Below are 17951 nucleotides of genomic sequence, written 5' to 3' on the forward strand. Positions count from 1 at the left end.
TTGCACCGAAGTTCGTTGGGACTGCATGGCGCTTCACTCTAAAACACTCGAGGTTGGCGTGATGTATGAAAAGTCCGTCGGAGCTTGCGGAAAGCGAAATAGAACGAGTGTGAATGCTAAAAAGTGGAAGAGGCTTTAGTCGGAATAGTTTGAGGAATTCACGGCGATCCGATTGCTGCAGAGCAAGGACCTACTTCGTATATATCGATTTTCCCAGTAAGCCGGAGTGAAAGGCCGACATCACGGCTGTAGCATCCGCTGTGCCTGGCCTATGCCATTGCGTCATTTTCAGCTGAGTGTAGGGGTTCCGATTTCCTTTTACCCTCCAGACTTCCCGGGAAGGCTGGAGGGTGGCCGGATAATGCCGGCTATTGGGCGTTGCCTTGCGCTCGCAGCCGATCTGCCGCTTCAAGCAACAGTTGTTCTGTTCCGACCCATCCGAGGCAGCCATCGGTCACTGATACACCGTATTGCAATGACGAACTCAACGGTTGGCAACCCTCGAACAAATGGCTCTCGATCATCATGCCGATCAGCGAGCGATCACCTTGCAGACGCTGTTCAAGTACATCGTTGAATACGGCTGGCTGGCGCAACGGGTCTTTGCCGCTGTTGGCGTGACTGCAATCGACCATGATGCGACCTGGAATCCTGAGCCTGGTCAGGTCGCTGTTCACTTGGGCGACGCTGGCGCTGTCGTAGTTCGGCCCGCGATGGCCGCCGCGCAATACCAGGTGAGTGTCCGCATTACCTGGGGTTTGAATGATCGCAGGATGTCCCTGGCTATCGACGCCGAAATGACGATGGGGGTGGGCCGCGGAACGCATGGCATCACTGGCGACAGCGACACCGCCGTCAGTCCCGTTCTTGAACCCTACAGGCATGCCCAGGCCGCTGGCCATTTCCCGATGGATTTGCGACTCCGTGGTCCGAGCGCCAATGGCCACCCAGCTCAACAGATCATCGAAGTAGCCGGCCGCCATCGGTTGCAGCAGTTCAGTGGCAACCGGCAAGCCCATGCGGAGCATTTCGCGCATCAGCTCGCGGGACAATGTCAGGCCGGCGGCCATGTCATCGCTGCCATCCAGATGCGGGTCGTAGGCCAGGCCTTTCCAGCCAACTGTAGTGCGGGGTTTTTCGACATAGGCGCGCATCACCAGCAACATTTCATCGCTGACGTCAGCGGCGAGGCGGGCAAGGTTGCCGGCGTATTCGAGGGCTGATTTCGGATCGTGTATCGAGCATGGACCGACGATGACCAGCAGACGGGAGTCTTCACCGTTGAGGATCGCGCGGACCGCCTGGCGGTGGGCGGCGACTTGCTGGGTCAGGGCGTTGCTGAGGGGCAATTGCTGTTTGAGTTGCAATGAGCTGGGCAGACGCAGGGTCAGCGCTTCATTGGCAGGGCTCAAGCTGGACAGCGGCAGTGCAGAGACGGACGAGTTCATATTCAAGGTTTCCTGGGCGGGTGGCGGGTTCATGCCCGCGCGCTCGGCCCTACTGGGGTGTTCGACAATTGGCCAAATTGGCTGCGTGTGTGTGCTTGCCACCTGTGGGTGACCGATCGGAGGCGGCAGGCTGTCCCGAGCGGAGGCTGGTAAATCGCCAGGCGGTAAAACTGTCGTAACGGTAATAAGTGGCGTAGTTCATGTTCTGAATCCTCTTGATGTCTGGCGTGTCGCTAAAATTGCAGGCGCTGAAAAAACAAAACCCCCGGTCGGGAGGCCGACCGGGGGTTGAGAAATCTCTGGTGGCGACCCGTTCAAAGTGGGCGCCGTGTGGGTATCAGGCGCGCCAGTGGCTAAACCAATACCCAAAATAAAAGCTGACCGGAGCACAACCGTCATTAGCCCGGACAGCCGCAACCGAGCGCAGGGCGCTGGCGGTATGAAGCTGCAAGAGGGCGTTCAACATGGTCTGTCTCCGATGGATGAGCCGAGCTTACTAGAGGGCGGCACGCAGATTCAATCAGAAAATGCTATCGGCCAACGATGCTGCTTACTATCGCTTGAGTGCCCTGAACGTTGTGACACTCCCCGGCCGGGATTGCTGAAACACGCTTGAAACAAGCCTTTCAAGATGAATTGAAACTTTTAATCTGACGCTTTCCGCTAGGTCTGCCAGATGCTTTTTGCTAAGGTGTCTGGCAACCCAATAAGACCATATCGCGAGGTGTCTGCTTGATTAGGGTGCTAGTAGTCGATGACCATGATCTCGTTCGTACAGGCATTACACGAATGCTGGCTGACATCGATGGCCTGCAAGTAGTCGGCCAGGCAGAGTCGGGTGAGGAATCCCTGCTCAAGGCGCGTGAGCTGAAACCCGATGTGGTGTTGATGGACGTCAAGATGCCAGGTATCGGTGGTCTTGAGGCCACTCGCAAGTTATTGCGCAGTCATCCGGATATCAAGGTCGTCGCGGTGACCGTGTGTGAAGAAGATCCGTTTCCTACACGGCTGTTGCAGGCTGGGGCTGCAGGCTACCTGACCAAGGGAGCGGGTTTGCCGGAAATGGTCCAGGCCATTCGCCTGGTGTTCGCCGGGCAGCGCTATATCAGTCCGCAAATTGCCCAGCAGCTGGCGATCAAGTCCTTCCAGCCCACCAACGACTCACCTTTCGATGCCTTGTCGGAGCGGGAAATCCAGATCGCGCTGATGATTGTTGGCTGCCAGAAAGTACAGATCATTTCCGATAAATTGTGCCTGTCCCCGAAAACCGTGAACACCTACCGTTACCGCATCTTCGAAAAACTTTCGATCAGCAGTGATGTCGAGTTGACTCTGTTGGCGGTTCGTCATGGCATGGTCGACGCCAGTCTCTGAAAATGACCGAAACCTTTGATCCGAGCGCCTTTCTGTCGACCGTTAGCGGGCGCCCCGGCGTGTACCGCATGTTCGACAGCGAAGCGCGTCTGCTTTACGTCGGCAAGGCGAAAAATCTCAAGAATCGCCTGTCGAGTTACTTTCGCAAGACCGGGCTGGCACCCAAGACCGCCGCGCTGGTAGCGCGTATCGCCCAGGTCGAAACGACGATCACGGCCAACGAAACCGAAGCCTTGCTGCTTGAGCAGACGCTGATCAAGGAATGGCGCCCGCCCTACAACATCCTGCTGCGCGACGATAAATCCTACCCCTACGTCTTTCTCTCCGACGGAGAGTTTCCGCGCCTGAGCATTCATCGCGGAGCGAAAAAGGCCAAGGGCAAGTATTTCGGGCCTTACCCGAGCGCCGGTGCGATTCGCGAAAGCCTGAGCCTGTTGCAAAAGACCTTTTTCGTTCGGCAATGCGAAGACAGTTATTACAAGAACCGCACCCGTCCCTGCCTGCAATACCAGATCAAACGCTGCAAGGCGCCCTGTGTCGGGCTGGTGGAGCCCCAGGTGTATGCCGAGGATGTGCGCCATTCGGTGATGTTTCTCGAGGGGCGCAGCAACGCGCTGACTGACGAGTTGTCCGCCGGGATGGAAGAGGCGGCGATCAATCTCGAGTTCGAACGAGCAGCCGAGTTGCGGGACCAGATTGCGCTGTTGCGTCGGGTTCAGGATCAACAGAGCATGGAAGGCGGGACCGGGGACGTCGATGTCATTGCCGCCTTCGTCAACCCGGGTGGTGCCTGTGTTCACCTGATCAGCGTGCGGGGCGGGCGGGTATTGGGAAGCAAGAATTTCTTCCCTCAGGTTGGTATTGAAGAAGACGTTTCTGAAGTCATGGCCGCATTTCTCGGCCAGTACTTCATCAGCAGTCCCGAGCGCGACCTGCCGAGCGAGCTGATCGTCAATGTGGTCCACGATGACTTTCCAACACTGATCGCCGCCATCGACGAGTTGCGCGGCCGTGAGTTGACCATCAGCTATCGCGTGCGTGGTACACGGGCGCGATGGCAGCAATTGGCGGTGACCAATGCCGAGCAGGCACTGAGTGCGCGCCTGGCGAATCGTCAGCACATTACGGCACGCTTCGATGCATTGGCCGAAGTGCTGAAACTGGACGAGCCCCCTCAACGACTTGAGTGCTACGACATCAGTCATTCCAGTGGGGAGGCGACGGTGGCGTCCTGTGTGGTGTTCGGCCCGGAAGGTCCGATCAAGTCCGATTACCGCCGGTACAACATCGAAGGCGTTACGGCCGGCGATGATTACGCGGCGATGCATCAGGCGTTGACCCGACGCTTCAGCAAACTGAAGGACGGGGAGGGCAAGCTGCCGGATATCCTGCTGGTGGACGGCGGTAAAGGCCAGTTGTCCATGGCTCGCGACGTGCTCGATGAACTGGCTGTGCCTGACCTGATTCTGTTGGGCGTGGCAAAAGGCGCGACGCGCAAGGCCGGTTTCGAAACCCTGTACCTGAACGACGCTGCACATGAATTCACGTTGCGCGGCGATTCCCCCGCGCTGCACCTGATCCAGCAGATTCGCGACGAGGCCCACCGATTTGCCATCACCGGGCACCGCGCCCGGCGTGGAAAAACCCGTCGGACGTCTACACTGGAAGGCGTCGCTGGCGTCGGCCCGACACGTCGGCGGGATTTGTTGAAACATTTTGGTGGATTGCAGGAGCTGTCTCGTGCAAGCATCGAAGAAATTGCCAAAGCCCCCGGGATCAGTAAAAAGCTCGCAGAGTTGATTTATGCAAATCTGCACAGCGAGTAGAATGCCCCCTCACCTCGTAGCCAGTTGTGCCGATGAATATCCCTAATCTGATTACCGTTCTACGCGTTCTGCTCATACCGATCTTCATTTTGCTGTTCTACCTGCCTTACCAATGGAGTTACCTGGCCTCCGCCTCGGTCTTCGCGTTCGCAGCCGCTACTGACTGGCTGGACGGGTACCTGGCCCGCCGTCTGGAGCAGAGCACACCGTTCGGGGCATTCCTCGATCCGGTTGCCGACAAGCTGATGGTTGCGGTTGCATTGGTACTGTTGGTGCAAGAACACGGCAACCTCTGGCTCACGCTGCCTGCTGCCGTGATCATCGGTCGTGAGATTGTCGTCTCGGCACTGCGCGAGTGGATGGCCGAACTGGGCGCTCGTGCCCACGTTGCCGTTTCGAACCTGGGCAAATGGAAAACCGCCGCGCAAATGCTGGCGCTGGTGATCCTGCTGGCCAACCCCAAGGACTTCAGCTTCTGGGTCTTGCTGGGTTATACGTTGCTGATGGTGTCGGCTGGCCTGACTTTGTGGTCGATGGTCCAGTACCTGCGGGCCGCCTGGCCACATCTGAAGACTGACGTTGAAAAGAAATAAAACTTTTTTGAATCAAAGGGTTGACGGGGCTTCTGGATTCTATAGAATGCGCCACACCAAGACGCGGGAATAGCTCAGTTGGTAGAGCACGACCTTGCCAAGGTCGGGGTCGCGAGTTCGAGTCTCGTTTCCCGCTCCAAGTTTGTACGCATTTGATGTCGCGCTACTAGATGTCAAATGTTTTGAGGCCGAGTAGCAAAATGGTTATGCAGCGGATTGCAAATCCGCCTACGCCGGTTCGATTCCGACCTCGGCCTCCACTAATAAACAAGCTCCGTAGATCCATGATTTACGGAGCTTTTTTATTTTCAGCAGCCTGCAAAATTCAGCCTTGAAAAGGCTATTTGCGAACTTGCTTCACCGGGGCGGGATGTATATATTTCCACCTCTGCTGCACAAGCGTCAGAACTGCCAGACCGTTGTTTGGCAAAAACTGGACGCTTCACCGCGCTACCGCCCGAATGGCGAAACTGGTAGACGCATGGGACTTAAAATCCCCCGCTCGTAAGGGCGTGCCGGTTCGATTCCGGCTTCGGGCACCATTTAAAATCAAGGGTTTGCGGGCGAAAGCTGATGCAAACCCTTGTTTGTTTTCGGTTCGCAATTTTAGATTTGGTTCGCAATTCACTTAGTTGGCGAGACTTTTTTGCCAATTCGGTTGCGGATGTACTGCTCGGTCATAACTACGGTCGTATGCCCAAGTTGATCTCTGGCCTGCAAGATGTCGCCGCTTGATTCCGCCTTGTCCGTACCGGCTTTGGCGCGTAAATCACGCATTTGAAACTCGGACTTCGCAACACCAGCCGCTTCCCTGGCCAAGTCAAATCTCCCTCGCAGCATTGCCACCGACATTGGTGTGCCATCCTCTGTAACGATCAGCCGCGTTGAGCGGACCTTATGTTCTGACTTTCGGGACATGATTCGATCAATCAAAACCTTAAGTTCTCCTGTGATCTCAATCCGCCGTTTGGCGTTTGTTTTCCCCTGCAGCACCCAGATTTGCCCATCGCGAACATCTCGTTCGTCCATTAAGCGTGTGTCTGTGACCCGCTGACCGGTGAGGTAGGCAAGATCCATTGCATCCTGAAGGCCGCTATCTGCCTTCTCATACACTCGTTTGTACAGCGCGTCCTCGATGTAGATGTCTCTACCTGTTTCCTTGTTGCCCTTAATCCCGGCACATGGGTTGGCCAGAGCCGTATATCCAACGTCCCTGGCGAAGTTCCAGATCGCGCTGAGCAGGGCCTTTTCGCGGTTAGCGCGAACCGGTGCGGCCTTGCGCCATGTCAGGTACTGGCGGACGTGCAGTGGCTGGATTGTTTCGAGGGGGGCTGGCGGATCATCGAAAAACGACATCAAGTTCTTAAGCTCCCTGATATTGTCCTTCTGTGTGGCCGGCTTTTTCGTTGGCACAACGTCGATCATGTATTTTTCGGCCACATACCTGAACGTGATCACTTTGGCGACTAAGGCAGTCGCTGTGCGTTCACGCTCAAGTTTGGCGTATTCCATGATCGCAAGGCCGTAATCGCTACCCAGTGCGATCTCTTTCCGGTCCTTTCCGCCTATCTCGTAGTAATAGAAAATCCGGCCGCTGGCTTTTTTCCGCTCTCGCAGACGGGCAATTGAGCCTGGTTTACTTGGTCGTCGTCCCATGTCAGCTAGCCTTGCGTGGTTTCCATTCTGGTTTTTCCGCTTCAAATATTCCGACCGCTGTTACGGCTATGGCGGTGACGCTTGGCCAGCCATTCACCTTGATGGTGTGCCTGACGCCGTTTTTCTTCAGGTTGAGGATTTGTCCTGCCTTGGTCCGCGCGCCCGTGAGCTCGCAAACCTCCTCGTGGGAAAGAAACTGGATGTTCATGGGCTGCTCCATGCCGTGTGTGGTGGCAGTGGGTGGGGGTGGGTCAGATGATGGCGGTTAGCGTTTGGCTACTATTGGTATGAGTGGTGGTGAGATACATGACAGGTCCACTTGGCGGCCGGATGATGTTCAACGCTTGGACAAACTTCTCGCACGACACCTCATCAGTGCCAGGGAGGATGGTGGTGCAGAACAGCTCTCGCTTATCCTCGTCCTCAAGCTGAGCGGAAAGCAGTAGAGCGATCTCATGCTCTTGGCAGATCGCGATGATCTTTTGGACCAGCGGGCTGATTTGTTCGTCGTACAGGTTTTCTTTGGTCATAAGGATTCCTCGCCCGACGTTTACCGGCAGGCTGGTAGGTGGATTGTGAAATCAGATGAGAGGCGTCAGGCGAGCTGAACGGGTGAGCTACGGTTTATTGGTTCACCTCGCCAGTTGCGTTACACGCACTCTCCCCTGAAGCGACTGGCGGGGTGGACCTTCACTTCAATGCCGTGGCTCCGCACCGGCGAGAGTTTGAGGCTGGGATGCAATATTTTGGTGCGTGAGTTAATGTCTAGTAGTTCACCCCGCTGGGGGGAGCGACGTTCGCATGCTGCTCCCTTCCCTCGGGCAACCGGCGGGGTGGGCTCTTTCTCTTCGCCGCAGTCTTCGCTGAGCGGGTTTTCTGATCTACTGCCATGGTCAGCCTCCTCAATTCTGTGGGCCGGTAGATCAAGCCATGTCTGTCGTCGGCGCTGGCGTACCTGGTTGCTGATGCTTCTCATGCTGCGCTCTGCTGATTCCAGACACCCACGGCGTCGAACATTCGTGCAGCCTGTTCTTCAGTCAGCGATATTTCGGCGGGAATGGCGATCCAGCCCGACGCGACTCGATGATTCGGATTGCTCTCGGCGGACAGGGCTTTGTAGGTGTCCTCGATCACGTCTTCGAGGTGCGCAGCCAGATAGTTGCCTTGAGGTGCGACTTCTATCGATTTGGTGTATCGGTGGCCGCGCTGGTCACGACACTGGACGCTGACATAGATCGTCCAGCGGTGAGCAATGTCGCAGACTGCTTCGGCCATGCGCTGTCCTGGCGGGATGCTCTTGCAGGTCTTCCTGTTGATCATCCCTTGACGCCCGCTGGGGTCGATGTGGACCACCGCGACGTGATTGGCGTTAAGCAGTGCTCGGCTCGTCCGCTCTATCCGCCTGTGCATGTTGTTGGACTTTCGCTTTTTCATAGCGCCACCGTAATCTGGCGATTGGCCTTGGCTTCAAACTGCATGGCAAGGTCGTGAGCGGCCTTGTAATCGTTACGGAAAGCATGAGTCTTACCGGTGGTGAGGTCTTTAATCTGATACATGCCGAAGCTTCCGCCAGCGATTTGGTAGCGCACCGGTTTGGCTGGGGCTCGTCGATCAATACGACTGTAGAACCCGGAGCGGGCGGCCTTTGTTCGTTGCAGCAATTCACCGACTTCTTCGGCGCGCTCTTGAAATGATGGATGCATGGTTATCCCTCGGAGTCGGTTAGGTGAATTCATCAGCACTCCGACCACTTGCTGCTGGCAATTGGTCAGGGGAGGGTGCTGATTGATAACAGGCAGGCGTAAAAAAGCCCGATCGGAACCGGGCCATTATTTGCCGCGCAAAGACCTGCTTAAGTGATCGCAGGTGCCGCCATCGCGGGCTTCGACGAACCCGCCTGAATGCGCTGCGTGATTTCTTCTCGATGTACCTGGACATCCTTTGGTGCGCTAGTTCCGATACGTACCTGTTTGCCGCTAACACCCAGCACTGTGATCGTGATGTTGTTGCCTATGTTGATGCTTTCGCCTTCTTTGCGAGTCAAAATCAGCATTGTCCATTTCCTTGTGTGTGTGGGTTACATCCCGATGCACCCTATCGCCAAGGTGCAGCAGTGATGCTGTCCGTTCTATTGCCGTCGGAGGGGCGGCGCGCATTGCTTGCCGGGTCATTCACACTGTTTCGGCGTTTCACCATCGAGCAGTCGCACAGATTGTTCCTGTCGTGGGCACGCTTTCGGGTCTGTCTGCTCGCCGGTCGCCGGTAGAGGCAATGCGTTCTGTTGTTTGTTGTGCTGACTGTTAAAGAGCGGCGGGAGACCCGCGTCGCGGTTTGTTTCGTGGCGACGACTCAAATATCTCCCTAGGAGCTAATTAAGTCAACTCCGTTGGAGATAATTATTCCGATGGCTATAAAAAAACCCGCATTCCGCGAGTTTTTATGGTGATCAGATATTGGCTAGCAGCCTCCAGGAGACTCGAACGGCGTCTCCTTCTTCTGGGCTCAACGTCACGTCTTCGGTATCGGCTATGTCCTCAAGGAGCCGCTTCCAATCTTGTGGGCATTCATCTGCGTTTTTACGAATGACAGCTGTCTTTCGTTTCTGGGCGGATGGGGTGCGGATGATTTTGTGGATGCGGAGACAGAGAAGCTCAAATGAGTCCGGCAACGTCGGTTTGTTTTGTGGTCTTGGCATAGCACTGCTCCATTCGTGTATGGATAAACAGTGATCGGTTTGCCTTGCTAACGCTAAATATTAATGATTAAAAACAATCATTTAATAAAAAGCCCACATTTGCGGGCTTAGGGGGGAAGGGGGGCGTCAAATTGATCGGATCAGATTTAGATCCTGCCCAGGACTTTACTGGGGGCAAGGATCGCTCCTACGTAATGAATATTCTCGATATCAGGCCGAGCGATCGTAAGACGTTCACCGTATGCCGTATTTATCGACATGAGGCTGACCTCTTCATCGGTCTCAAAGAGAAGTTCTTTGACCATGCTTTGGCCATCAGTCGTAGTGATCATTACATACTCACCTGGTACCAGGCGATGATTGGGCTCGCAGACTGCGATCCAGCCACTACGAATTGCCGGAGCCATTGAGTCACCCTTAAGCCGAAGTGCATAGGCGTCCTCATCCCTGGAATAGGTCTCAACCCAGCCAGCAGCCTGATCAAGGCTTGTCCAGTAGCCTTCGTGACCGAGTTGCGCCGTTCCAACAATATCGATTCGACGAGGAGCGCTGGTGATCGGCGGGCCTGGCTCGACGTTTGACTGCAATGATTCGACTGGTGGCACAGCATTGGCTGCAATCGCCAAATCGGAGATTTCTCTTGCGATCCGTGGGCTGAATCTCTCTACGGGAATGCCGAGCATTTTAGCTATCTCAGCTGCCATTTCCTTATTGAGGGCACGGTTACCGTTCAAGTGACTGCTAAGCGTGCCTTGGCTCATGCCTACGGAGAGTGCGATCTCTTCCTGAGTCAGCTTCTCGCCTTTAGGCGCGCGCGCGTTATAGGAAGCTAGCTCCGCTTTTAATGCGGCGCACTCCGTCTTTTCCCACTCAAGTAATGGTCGTCTGTCGTTTTTCATTTTCGAAGAGTATTCCCGGTGGAGATACTTATCCATCTCCTTTGGAGTTGATTAAAATAGCTCCATGGGAGATATTGTTGCTTCAGATACACCACCGGAGACCGGACAGTGCGTCAATTCACCCTCAGCCAGTTTGCTACCGAGAAGGGGCAGACCAAGGCCGGAATTTTTTTAGGCATGACCCAAAGTTCAATAAATAAAGCGCTGCAGGCAGGGAGGAACGTTTTAGTTACGGAACACGCAGATGGTTCTTTTACCGCTGAGGAGCTTAGGCCGTTCCCGGTTCAAAGCGCGAAAAGGTCGCGTCGCGGGTGCCGCCCATCTTATGAGCCTACTTTGAGCGCAGCGGCGCCGAGAGAAAACTAGACGATGAAATCGCCTGTGCTAGACACCCGTCGCAAAGCAGTCATTGCCTCTGCCAATGCATTCCCTGGCGGGCTTGCATACGCCTCTGACTTTCTTGGCGAAGAGAATCTCAAGCGCTTCAAAAACCGGATTTACGAATCGGCAGGCGTCAAGCCCCTCACCGACGATGAGGTCTGCACGCTTGAGACTGAAGCCAAAACCACATTCCTACCGGACTACATCTGCGCGATGTACGGGGGCGTATTTGTTCGCCTGCCTGACGTTGGTGATCTGGACAACGTAGACATGCACCAGCGCTCTTTGCGTACTTCCGTGAAACGCGGCCGGGTTGACCAGTTTCTTGCCCTGGCGTTGGAGGACGGTGAAATCACTGCAGCGGAAGCCACAGAGATTCTGGCCTTGCACGCAAAGCACTTGGCTGCCCGGCACGAAGAGGTGACCGCACTGATCGAGTTGCACAAATCGAAGCGCCCAACCCGACAGTCAAGCGGGAAGCGTTGATATGCAATTCACGATCGCTATCAACCAAGTGAAAGCGCTGGAGTGGGGGTTGAACTCCCAGCAGGCGCTGCTGTTTTCGTTTGTCTACGAGTGTCCTAGCTGGGCCAAACCCATCAAGACCGATAACGGAATTTTCTTTGCCTTGAGCAAAGCAAAGATCGTGGAGGAATTGCCCCTGCTCACCGACAAGCCAGATACCGCGTATCGACTTCTCAAGGGGCTCGAGACTGCTGGGCTGATCGAACTCTCCCACACGGCAAACATCAGTTTGTTTCGTTTGACCGAGAAGGCCAAAGAGTGGAATCGCAAACTGGACGGGTCGGAAAAATATCCGACCTCTGATGTGGTTGAGGGTCGGAAAAAAATCCGATCTACCTCGGAAAAATCTCCGAGCAAGGTCGGAAAAATATCCGAACAGGGTCGGAAAAAAATCCGAGGAGGATCGGAAAAATTTCCGACAAATCAGGGTACCAGTAATCAGGGTACCAATCAGGTAACCAGTCATCAGGAGAAGCAGGGCGCTAACGCGCCAGGCAAATCGCCAAAGTTCGACCCGCTGACCGCCAAGCCGGAAAACGTCAGCGTCGAGGTTTGGGCTGACTGGTGTCAGCACCGCAAGGAAATCCACAAACCCCTCACCGCCAAGAGCTGCGAACAACAAGCCAAGGCCTTGGCGAACCATCCGGCCCCCGATTCGGTGCTGGCCCTTTCGATCAGCAACGGATGGACGGGGATCTTCCCCGACAAAACGGCCCACCCCGCACATCCACTTCCAGCCAATCGCCACTCCGGCTTCGACACTCGCGATTACAAGGCCGGCACCAAGGAGAACGCCAATGGCACTTTCCGTCTCTAACTTCGGCGCTTACATGGACCGCAAATTCGGCGTCATCGGCCGTCAACCAGCGAACTGCTTGGATCATGGCGAGTATGAGGCGGTCATCCTCAAGGCCGGCGGTCTGTCTGGCTGCCCCCTCTGCGCCAGCAACAAACGTGACATGCAAGAGCTCGAGCGCAAGCGCAGTCAGTTTCGGATAGTTCAGCAATCAACCGCCCGGATTCCGAAGCGTTTCGCACAAAAGACCTTTGCCGATTTCGTCGTGTCGAATCCGGCCCAGCAGATTGCCCTCGATGCGTGCACCGACTACGTCGACAACTTTTCAAAGCATCGCCGTGAAGGTCGCTGCATGCTGCTGTTGGGGAAGGTCGGCACGGGCAAAACCCACCTGGCCATTGCCGCGGCCAATCACCTGATCAACGAATGCATGGTCAAGGCGGTTTACCGCACGGTGGGCACGCTCATCAGCGAGATCCGAGCGACGTTCAATGAGCGCTCAGGCGAGTCCGAGGCGCACATCTTGCGTGAGGTGATTGGCGCGGACCTGCTGGTGCTCGATGAAGTCGGCACGACCAAGCAGAGCGAGTTCGAGATGGCCACCCTATTCAGCATCATCAACGGTCGTTACGAGCAATGCCGTCCGACGATCATCGTCAGCAACCTGTCTCCCACCGAACTGAACGACGCCCTTGGGGCACGCTGTGTCGACCGCATCCGAGAAAACGGCTGCATTGGTGTGGCATTCGAGTGGGAATCTCAACGCGGTAAGGAGGGCTTCTGATGAACGCCGCCAAGCAACAAAACATGCTCGCTGGGCAATCGTCGCTCGCCCGCAAAGTGTTCCAAGTCGTGCCAATCCAGGAGCGTTGGAGTGCCCACGATATTTTCAATACGTTGATGGTTGCCGAAACCACGGGTGCCCAGTTCCCGGCGGTCCGTCGCGGCTTGGGCGAGTTGAAGGACGCAGGTCTGATTCGCGAACCCGTTAACGGCCACTTCCAACGCACCGCCATCACCATAACGCCCTCAAGAGAACAGATCATGTCGAAAGATACCAAGCCGGCCGTGGCTACCACCGTGAAACCTGAGGGTAGCGCTCTGGATACATTGGCGGTGCTCTCTGGCGAGGTAATCAGCTTCGCAGAGGAGTTCGGCCAGCGCTTGAAAAAGCTCGCCGCGCGTATTGAGGAAGTGGCGCTTTCGGTTGAGGCCGAGCGCGAGGTCAACGCTGAAGCACTCGACAAATTCAAGCTGCTGCAATCTCTGCTGAAGGGGGGCTAATGGGCAAGCGCATGGGGATCAGGCTGGAGATGCTCGATCGCCGCTTGGCTATACCAGATCCGGCAAACTATCGGTTTGCCGTGTTCTGTTGCTCGTTCAAGATGGACCTGGGCAGCACTCCCGATCACGCATTGGCGCTGTTCGTTGACCAGGCAATGGCCAAACGCTACGGCGCCTGGATGTGGCCTTCCACTTTTCAAGTCGTTGACTTGGAAAATCCTACCGGTGCCCGACAATGACGGCCCTGATCAAAACCCTTACGGTGAAGCTGTCGGACGCCGAGATCGAGCGCAACGCCAAGAAATTGCACGTCCGCGATCTGCGCGATGCCAGTCACCCAGCATTGCACTTTCGCTTTGCGAAAAATCGCTCCCGCGGTTCCTGGTACCTACTTAACAAGCGCACCTGGCACCGTATCGGCGGCTTCCCTGATTTGAGCACCAAACAAGTGGTCACGGCACTGCCGGCGCTGCGTCTGCGGGTGGCTGCCAATGAAGGTTCGACGCTGTCCAAGTGGGTCACCACCGGCGAGTTGTTGGAATGGTATGCCGAACGTATGGCCCGTGATCGCAGCCTGTCCAGCAAACGGAAGAGTACCTCTGCCTCGGCCATCAAGCGTCATTTGCTGCCGCGTCTGGGAGATCTACCTCTCAGCGACCTCAACAAAGTCACACTCGACGGCGAGCTGGTCTGGCCGTTGCAGGAAAGCTACTCCACTGGATATGTACAGTTGGTGTTCAAGCTTCTGGTCCAGGCGATGCGCCAAGCGTTCAAGCTCGGTTTTATCAGCAGTAACCCAATGGCCGGGATCAAGTTCAGCGACTTCAGCAAGGCTAAGGTCGGAGCTAAGCCGTCCCGGTTGAGGGGCGTTCAGTTGCAGCAGCTGCTGGAGCAATTGTGCCACGTCCTGTTGACCGCTCCGGCCGACGCCATGTTGGCGCTGATGATGCTTTGTCACGGCACGCGCATTGGCGAGACCCGGCAGACACGCTGGTCACATATCAGTTTGGCTGAGCGCGAGTGGTTCATCCCTGCCGAGAACACCAAGACTGGCGTCGAGCATCATCTGCCGCTGACGGACCAGATGCGCGGGATTCTGATCCGCTACCGCGAAAGTCAACTGATCAAAGGGTACGACGGTCAGTTTCTGTTCCCAGCGCGCAATGGCAAAACACTCAGTGAAGGGCAGGCCAGTGCGGTGTTCACCCGGTTGGGGCAGGGTGAGTGGACCAGTCACGACCTGCGCAAGTTGGCCCGTACCGGTTGGGCAGACCTCGGCGTTGACCACCTGATCGGTGAGTTGCTGATCAACCACGCGATGGGCCACAACGTGAAGGTGTACATCCAATCAGATGTGATGGGCCGCAAGCGCGATGCCCTAGAGCAGTGGCATGCGCATCTAGATACGAAGGGATTTGACCAGATTCATATGTTGACCGGTGTTAGATCCGGAGATTCCGGTAAAGCTCTGGAGGCCTTACAGAACAAGGCCTGCGATGCCTTTCAAGAAACAACCATAGGAGAGGATTTAAAACATGCAGAAAGGGCAGGGGCTTGGCTTTAAGAGACAGCGGATCGAGCTAGAGCCTTGCCCGACCTGTAAGGGCAAAGCGGTAGTGAAGGGGCTGTTTTATGAATTGATTTGTACTGCTTGCAACGGTTCAGGTTGGGTTATTCGGGGTAGCAGGTTGGTGCTTTCTTCGGACGAGTTGGTGACCCAATTGAGCTTCAAATTGCAGCAGGCTCAGCACGAAATTGAAGTGCTCCAGCAGGGGGTGTCGATACCTGGCCCGGCCGAGTACTACCAACAGAACAACCGTCGCGGTGCCGGCGGATCGAATTTCACCGGCGACTGATTGCTGTCGTTTTGATTGGGGGATCGCGTAATGATGAAACTGAATAGCGCACGCTTGGCGTGGCACGATGCCTTGTACACCCCATGGGATAGTCAAGGCGCACACGTAGAGCAGATCGGCCTGCTGGGTTGCTCGGTGCAGAAAACCGAGAAGTCCGTGAATAGCCGGCACGCTATGCACCAGGCGCTGTCGGCTCACATCCAGCACGCGATCTGCACATTGCCGGCCGGCCTCAAGGCTTTCGGCAACCATATGTACAGCCCTCTCGCCACGGACGATGACAAGGAAGAGGCTGAAGAGGCCCTATTTATGGCTGCGTACGTCATGGGGCCGAAGATGATGACGAAGAAGTTCATCAAGGCGCGCTACGTCGCTTCGACGGTGTTGTTCCGGTACCGCCGCATACACCAGGGTGGACAGAGCGAAGGCATCGACCCGCTGCCAACCTCGGAGGCTTTCCGTGGTTGGATTTTCGCTGAGCACGGCGTGAAGCTTCCGTCTGAGAACTGGGGTCGGGAATGGGAGGGGTTCGTCGCACAGTGTTTCGATGCGTGCAACGATTTGGACAAGCAGGCGTTGGTGCCGGTTTCTCGATGCATCACCGTGATGAAAGAGGCGGCGTGAATGTTAAGCCTGGGTGCGCCAAATACGTATTGACCAAATGTTCGGCTGAAGGTATTGTTTCACCACATTTAGAGTTTCGCCTTTGGCGAACTTGACCGAAATTTTAGAAGCCCCGCCAGAGAAATCTGCCGGGGCTTTGTCGGCTTTGGCTACGGAGAAAGTTATGTCCAGAGCACAACGCCGACACGATACACGGCGCATTAAGTCTCGCTTTTATGCAAAGCAGCGTGCTTTTGAATGCTGGTCAACCAGCGAGAAAAACGCCGGGCTTTTTGCCAACCATGGGAAGGTCTGTTCCTGCTGGATGTGTGGCAATCCCAGAAAGTTGGGTTTGCTCACGATGCAGGAGCTACGAGCTGATCCCCCTATTCAAGAGTGAAGATGGCGGGCTACGCACCTTGCACCATTATTGCTTGCAGGGTGGCGCAAAGCAGGATCAACGATGCAGTGAAAAGCTACAGGCGGCGCAATGAGGGGCGACAAGCCATTTCACCAAACGTCTCTAAACCAGCCCCTGGCTACCATCACTGCCATCCTTAGGTTGTGCTGATCTTGATTGCACCTAGCTTCCAGTGTTTCCGCTGAAACCGGTGGCCGTACTTTCGGATCGGGTTTCCGTTGTCCGCTGATTAAGCCTTCTTGGTAGGTTGGGGCAAATGTAGAACTGGCCTCTGAAAGCAATCGGATAGACTTTGAATAGTCTGCTTCAAGGTCGTCAGGGAGAGTGCCGCACTCTACTTTGGCCATTCCATAAATCAACCCCCACATGAAGCCAGTTTTGTCTGGGGGGAAATCTTCGCTCGCGCCCGAAAGATTGGTAAGAACGGTCAGCATAACTGCTGATAAAAGTCGTCCATGCATTGCTGTTTGGCTCTTTCGATAAAGTTGAAAACTGGATTTATACATTGCGCATGTTAACTGCGCACCTATTCAGAGCCTCGCCAACGTGCGGGGCTTTTTCGTTTTCGGCTCCGCCACACCCATCGCTCCGAGCTGGGAGTGCTGCGGGAGCCGGACCTATACCGCTCCCCGCGAGGGAGGAAACCGAGATGCGGAACATGCCCGATAAACCAGATACTTGGCTACTTGTGCTCGCTTGGCTGAGTCAGCATTCCCCAACGATCTATGCCGGTGCGTTGTCGGCCATCGTCGGTGCGTTGCGCATCATCTACGGCGGCGGTACTCGGCGTCAGGCTTTGCTTGAGGCGTCGCTCTGCACCCTGATAACCATTGGTTTGATTCCGCTGCTGGAGTACTTCGGTTTACCGCAGAACTTCGCCACGGCGGCCGGGGTGTTCATCGGTTTTCTTGGCGTGAAGAAGATTGCCGATCTGGCTGATCGGTTCGCCGACTTCAAATTTCCTAAATCGGATTCGGCGCCATGAAGCGCCGCTCCTGGATGCTGCCTCTTGTGCTCCTGCTGGCCTATGCCACCACGGGCTTTATCCATTGTGGTGAATCGCGTGCATGCCAGCCGCTTGCCGCTCAATCATTCGATCGTGAGACTTAGAGAATGGCTTACACCCAATACGAAACCGTCGTCGCCAATACTCCCGATGAGTTGACGGCCAAGCTGACACAAGCCATTGCCGATGGCTGGCAGCCTTACGGAAGTCCTGTCTCCATCACTGAAGGCTTTCAAGTGCTTCAGGCTGTGGTGAAGGGATCGAGCAATGTCGGTGGTACTCCAGGCGATATCACCTCGGACAGCATTACGGACGCCTCGGATGTCGGTAAGGCCGTGCTGGTGAGTGTCGATGCTGCCGCTGCCCGTGCAGCTACAGGCAGTGGAACTTCGGACTTCTCCGGTAGCTACAACGATCTGACTGATCTGCCTGCCATTCCCGTCGAAGGTGATGCCGCGATGCTGGAAGCCGGCACCGACGTTATCGCGCATACCTGGTCAGCCAAACTGATTCATGACGAGATTGCCCGCCAGATTGCTGCGATATCTGCATAAGATTTGGTTGTGGCATCTCCCGATCTTTCCTTCG

24 protein-coding genes and 3 tRNA genes are annotated in these 17951 nt (G+C 55.7%); 18 read left to right on the plus strand and 9 right to left on the minus strand.

Features of this window, described 5'->3' with window-relative positions; all coding sequences use genetic code 11:
• Positions 1 to 368: 368 nt before the first annotated feature.
• On the minus strand, positions 369 to 1448 hold the full coding sequence (locus CAG47_RS15480) for a 3-deoxy-7-phosphoheptulonate synthase (RefSeq protein WP_085725729.1): 1080 nt from the start codon (positions 1446 to 1448) through the stop codon (positions 369 to 371).
• 732 nt (positions 1449 to 2180) lie between these two features.
• Between CAG47_RS15480 and uvrY the strand changes: the two genes are divergently transcribed.
• The 6 genes from uvrY (at position 2181) to CAG47_RS15510 (ending at position 5783) form a co-directional block, all read left to right on the plus strand.
• Positions 2181 to 2822: a UvrY/SirA/GacA family response regulator transcription factor gene (uvrY, locus tag CAG47_RS15485; protein ID WP_008015884.1), complete on the plus strand. Its 642-nt coding sequence runs from the start codon at positions 2181 to 2183 to the stop codon at positions 2820 to 2822.
• A 2-nt stretch (positions 2823 to 2824) separates the two neighbouring features.
• Positions 2825 to 4648, plus strand: a complete 1824-nt coding sequence (gene uvrC / locus CAG47_RS15490; protein ID WP_085725730.1) for an excinuclease ABC subunit UvrC — start codon at positions 2825 to 2827, stop codon at positions 4646 to 4648.
• Positions 4649 to 4680: 32 nt separating this feature from the next.
• Positions 4681 to 5241: a CDP-diacylglycerol--glycerol-3-phosphate 3-phosphatidyltransferase gene (gene pgsA / locus CAG47_RS15495; protein ID WP_007992985.1), complete on the plus strand. Its 561-nt coding sequence runs from the start codon at positions 4681 to 4683 to the stop codon at positions 5239 to 5241.
• Positions 5242 to 5304: 63 nt separating this feature from the next.
• A tRNA-Gly gene (locus CAG47_RS15500) sits at positions 5305 to 5380 on the plus strand.
• Between the two features lie 47 nt (positions 5381 to 5427).
• A tRNA-Cys gene (locus tag CAG47_RS15505) sits at positions 5428 to 5501 on the plus strand.
• Between the two features lie 195 nt (positions 5502 to 5696).
• A tRNA-Leu gene (locus CAG47_RS15510) sits at positions 5697 to 5783 on the plus strand.
• Between the two features lie 82 nt (positions 5784 to 5865).
• Here the strand turns inward: CAG47_RS15510 and CAG47_RS15515 are convergent.
• The 8 genes from CAG47_RS15515 to CAG47_RS15550 form a co-directional block, all read right to left on the minus strand.
• Positions 5866 to 6897 carry a tyrosine-type recombinase/integrase gene (locus CAG47_RS15515; RefSeq protein ID WP_085725731.1) on the minus strand — a complete coding sequence of 344 codons (1032 nt, stop codon included), beginning with the start codon at positions 6895 to 6897 and terminating at the stop codon, positions 5866 to 5868.
• Between the two features lies 1 nt (position 6898).
• Entirely contained in the window at positions 6899 to 7105 is a 207-nt protein-coding gene (locus CAG47_RS15520) for a DUF4224 domain-containing protein (protein WP_085725732.1), read from the minus strand.
• Positions 7106 to 7148: 43 nt separating this feature from the next.
• Positions 7149 to 7427: a hypothetical protein gene (locus tag CAG47_RS15525; protein ID WP_085725733.1), complete on the minus strand. Its 279-nt coding sequence runs from the start codon at positions 7425 to 7427 to the stop codon at positions 7149 to 7151.
• A 442-nt stretch (positions 7428 to 7869) separates the two neighbouring features.
• Positions 7870 to 8331, minus strand: coding sequence for a hypothetical protein (locus tag CAG47_RS15530; RefSeq protein ID WP_085725734.1), 462 nt, complete (start codon positions 8329 to 8331; stop codon positions 7870 to 7872).
• On the minus strand, positions 8328 to 8600 hold the full coding sequence (locus CAG47_RS15535; protein ID WP_085725735.1) for a hypothetical protein: 273 nt from the start codon (positions 8598 to 8600) through the stop codon (positions 8328 to 8330). Before CAG47_RS15535 ends, CAG47_RS15530 begins: the two co-directional genes overlap by 4 nt.
• A 149-nt stretch (positions 8601 to 8749) precedes the next feature.
• Positions 8750 to 8950: a carbon storage regulator CsrA gene (gene csrA / locus CAG47_RS15540; protein WP_085725736.1), complete on the minus strand. Its 201-nt coding sequence runs from the start codon at positions 8948 to 8950 to the stop codon at positions 8750 to 8752.
• Positions 8951 to 9343: 393 nt separating this feature from the next.
• Positions 9344 to 9592, minus strand: coding sequence for a DUF1654 domain-containing protein (locus CAG47_RS15545; protein WP_085725737.1), 249 nt, complete (start codon positions 9590 to 9592; stop codon positions 9344 to 9346).
• Positions 9593 to 9738: 146 nt separating this feature from the next.
• A complete protein-coding gene (locus CAG47_RS15550) occupies positions 9739 to 10527 on the minus strand; it encodes a LexA family transcriptional regulator (protein ID WP_085725738.1) in 789 nt (262 codons plus the stop codon).
• 72 nt (positions 10528 to 10599) lie between these two features.
• On the opposite strand from CAG47_RS15550, the gene CAG47_RS15555 reads away from it, so the two are divergent.
• The 12 genes from CAG47_RS15555 to CAG47_RS15605 all read left to right on the plus strand — a co-directional run bounded on the left by CAG47_RS15555 (position 10600) and on the right by CAG47_RS15605 (position 17917).
• Entirely contained in the window at positions 10600 to 10857 is a 258-nt protein-coding gene (locus CAG47_RS15555) for a Cro/CI family transcriptional regulator (protein ID WP_085725739.1), read from the plus strand.
• Between the two features lie 3 nt (positions 10858 to 10860).
• A complete protein-coding gene (locus CAG47_RS15560; protein ID WP_085725740.1) occupies positions 10861 to 11358 on the plus strand; it encodes a YmfL family putative regulatory protein in 498 nt (165 codons plus the stop codon).
• 1 nt (position 11359) lies between these two features.
• Positions 11360 to 12214 carry a hypothetical protein gene (locus tag CAG47_RS29010; protein WP_085725741.1) on the plus strand — a complete coding sequence of 285 codons (855 nt, stop codon included), beginning with the start codon at positions 11360 to 11362 and terminating at the stop codon, positions 12212 to 12214.
• A complete protein-coding gene (locus tag CAG47_RS15570) occupies positions 12195 to 12977 on the plus strand; it encodes an ATP-binding protein (RefSeq protein WP_085725742.1) in 783 nt (260 codons plus the stop codon). The genes CAG47_RS29010 and CAG47_RS15570 overlap by 20 nt, the downstream gene beginning before the upstream one ends.
• Entirely contained in the window at positions 12977 to 13477 is a 501-nt protein-coding gene (locus tag CAG47_RS15575) for a hypothetical protein (RefSeq protein ID WP_085725743.1), read from the plus strand. The genes CAG47_RS15570 and CAG47_RS15575 overlap by 1 nt, the downstream gene beginning before the upstream one ends.
• 29 nt (positions 13478 to 13506) lie before the next feature.
• Positions 13507 to 13716, plus strand: a complete 210-nt coding sequence (locus CAG47_RS15580; protein ID WP_085725824.1) for a hypothetical protein — start codon at positions 13507 to 13509, stop codon at positions 13714 to 13716.
• Positions 13713 to 15041 carry a site-specific integrase gene (locus tag CAG47_RS15585; protein ID WP_085725744.1) on the plus strand — a complete coding sequence of 443 codons (1329 nt, stop codon included), beginning with the start codon at positions 13713 to 13715 and terminating at the stop codon, positions 15039 to 15041. The genes CAG47_RS15580 and CAG47_RS15585 overlap by 4 nt, the downstream gene beginning before the upstream one ends.
• Positions 15013 to 15333: a hypothetical protein gene (locus CAG47_RS15590; protein ID WP_085725745.1), complete on the plus strand. Its 321-nt coding sequence runs from the start codon at positions 15013 to 15015 to the stop codon at positions 15331 to 15333. The genes CAG47_RS15585 and CAG47_RS15590 overlap by 29 nt, the downstream gene beginning before the upstream one ends.
• Positions 15334 to 15363: 30 nt before the next feature.
• The gene (locus tag CAG47_RS15595) at positions 15364 to 15957 is read left to right on the plus strand and encodes a hypothetical protein (RefSeq protein WP_371917213.1); all 594 of its coding nucleotides are present in this window, start codon (positions 15364 to 15366) and stop codon (positions 15955 to 15957) included.
• 999 nt (positions 15958 to 16956) lie between these two features.
• On the plus strand, positions 16957 to 17061 hold the full coding sequence (locus CAG47_RS29375) for a hypothetical protein (protein ID WP_371917214.1): 105 nt from the start codon (positions 16957 to 16959) through the stop codon (positions 17059 to 17061).
• Positions 17016 to 17342, plus strand: coding sequence for a phage holin, lambda family (locus tag CAG47_RS15600; protein WP_371917215.1), 327 nt, complete (start codon positions 17016 to 17018; stop codon positions 17340 to 17342). Before CAG47_RS29375 ends, CAG47_RS15600 begins: the two co-directional genes overlap by 46 nt.
• Before the next feature lie 128 nt (positions 17343 to 17470).
• A complete protein-coding gene (locus tag CAG47_RS15605) occupies positions 17471 to 17917 on the plus strand; it encodes a DUF1737 domain-containing protein (protein WP_085725747.1) in 447 nt (148 codons plus the stop codon).
• The last annotated feature ends 34 nt before the right edge of the window (positions 17918 to 17951 follow it).

The sequence above is a fragment of the Pseudomonas sp. R37(2017) genome, assembly GCF_002113375.1.
GTDB lineage: Bacteria > Pseudomonadota > Gammaproteobacteria > Pseudomonadales > Pseudomonadaceae > Aquipseudomonas.

Excerpts from the sequence above, each read along its gene's own strand:
- CAG47_RS15480 (WP_085725729.1), bottom strand. The coding sequence starts at position 1,448 with ATGAACTCGTCCGTCTCTGCACTGCCGCTGTCCAGCTTGAGCCCTGCC.
- uvrC (WP_085725730.1), top strand. The coding sequence starts at position 2,825 with ATGACCGAAACCTTTGATCCGAGCGCCTTTCTGTCGACCGTTAGCGGG.
- pgsA (WP_007992985.1), top strand. The coding sequence starts at position 4,681 with ATGAATATCCCTAATCTGATTACCGTTCTACGCGTTCTGCTCATACCG.
- CAG47_RS15515 (WP_085725731.1), bottom strand. The coding sequence starts at position 6,897 with ATGGGACGACGACCAAGTAAACCAGGCTCAATTGCCCGTCTGCGAGAG.
- CAG47_RS15520 (WP_085725732.1), bottom strand. The coding sequence starts at position 7,105 with ATGAACATCCAGTTTCTTTCCCACGAGGAGGTTTGCGAGCTCACGGGC.
- CAG47_RS15525 (WP_085725733.1), bottom strand. The coding sequence starts at position 7,427 with ATGACCAAAGAAAACCTGTACGACGAACAAATCAGCCCGCTGGTCCAA.
- CAG47_RS15530 (WP_085725734.1), bottom strand. The coding sequence starts at position 8,331 with ATGAAAAAGCGAAAGTCCAACAACATGCACAGGCGGATAGAGCGGACG.
- CAG47_RS15535 (WP_085725735.1), bottom strand. The coding sequence starts at position 8,600 with ATGCATCCATCATTTCAAGAGCGCGCCGAAGAAGTCGGTGAATTGCTG.
- csrA (WP_085725736.1), bottom strand. The coding sequence starts at position 8,950 with ATGCTGATTTTGACTCGCAAAGAAGGCGAAAGCATCAACATAGGCAAC.
- CAG47_RS15545 (WP_085725737.1), bottom strand. The coding sequence starts at position 9,592 with ATGCCAAGACCACAAAACAAACCGACGTTGCCGGACTCATTTGAGCTT.
- CAG47_RS15550 (WP_085725738.1), bottom strand. The coding sequence starts at position 10,527 with ATGGATAAGTATCTCCACCGGGAATACTCTTCGAAAATGAAAAACGAC.
- CAG47_RS15560 (WP_085725740.1), top strand. The coding sequence starts at position 10,861 with ATGAAATCGCCTGTGCTAGACACCCGTCGCAAAGCAGTCATTGCCTCT.
- CAG47_RS29010 (WP_085725741.1), top strand. The coding sequence starts at position 11,360 with ATGCAATTCACGATCGCTATCAACCAAGTGAAAGCGCTGGAGTGGGGG.
- CAG47_RS15570 (WP_085725742.1), top strand. The coding sequence starts at position 12,195 with ATGGCACTTTCCGTCTCTAACTTCGGCGCTTACATGGACCGCAAATTC.
- CAG47_RS15575 (WP_085725743.1), top strand. The coding sequence starts at position 12,977 with ATGAACGCCGCCAAGCAACAAAACATGCTCGCTGGGCAATCGTCGCTC.
- CAG47_RS15580 (WP_085725824.1), top strand. The coding sequence starts at position 13,507 with ATGCTCGATCGCCGCTTGGCTATACCAGATCCGGCAAACTATCGGTTT.
- CAG47_RS15585 (WP_085725744.1), top strand. The coding sequence starts at position 13,713 with ATGACGGCCCTGATCAAAACCCTTACGGTGAAGCTGTCGGACGCCGAG.
- CAG47_RS15590 (WP_085725745.1), top strand. The coding sequence starts at position 15,013 with ATGCAGAAAGGGCAGGGGCTTGGCTTTAAGAGACAGCGGATCGAGCTA.
- CAG47_RS15595 (WP_371917213.1), top strand. The coding sequence starts at position 15,364 with ATGATGAAACTGAATAGCGCACGCTTGGCGTGGCACGATGCCTTGTAC.
- CAG47_RS15600 (WP_371917215.1), top strand. The coding sequence starts at position 17,016 with ATGCCCGATAAACCAGATACTTGGCTACTTGTGCTCGCTTGGCTGAGT.
- CAG47_RS15605 (WP_085725747.1), top strand. The coding sequence starts at position 17,471 with ATGGCTTACACCCAATACGAAACCGTCGTCGCCAATACTCCCGATGAG.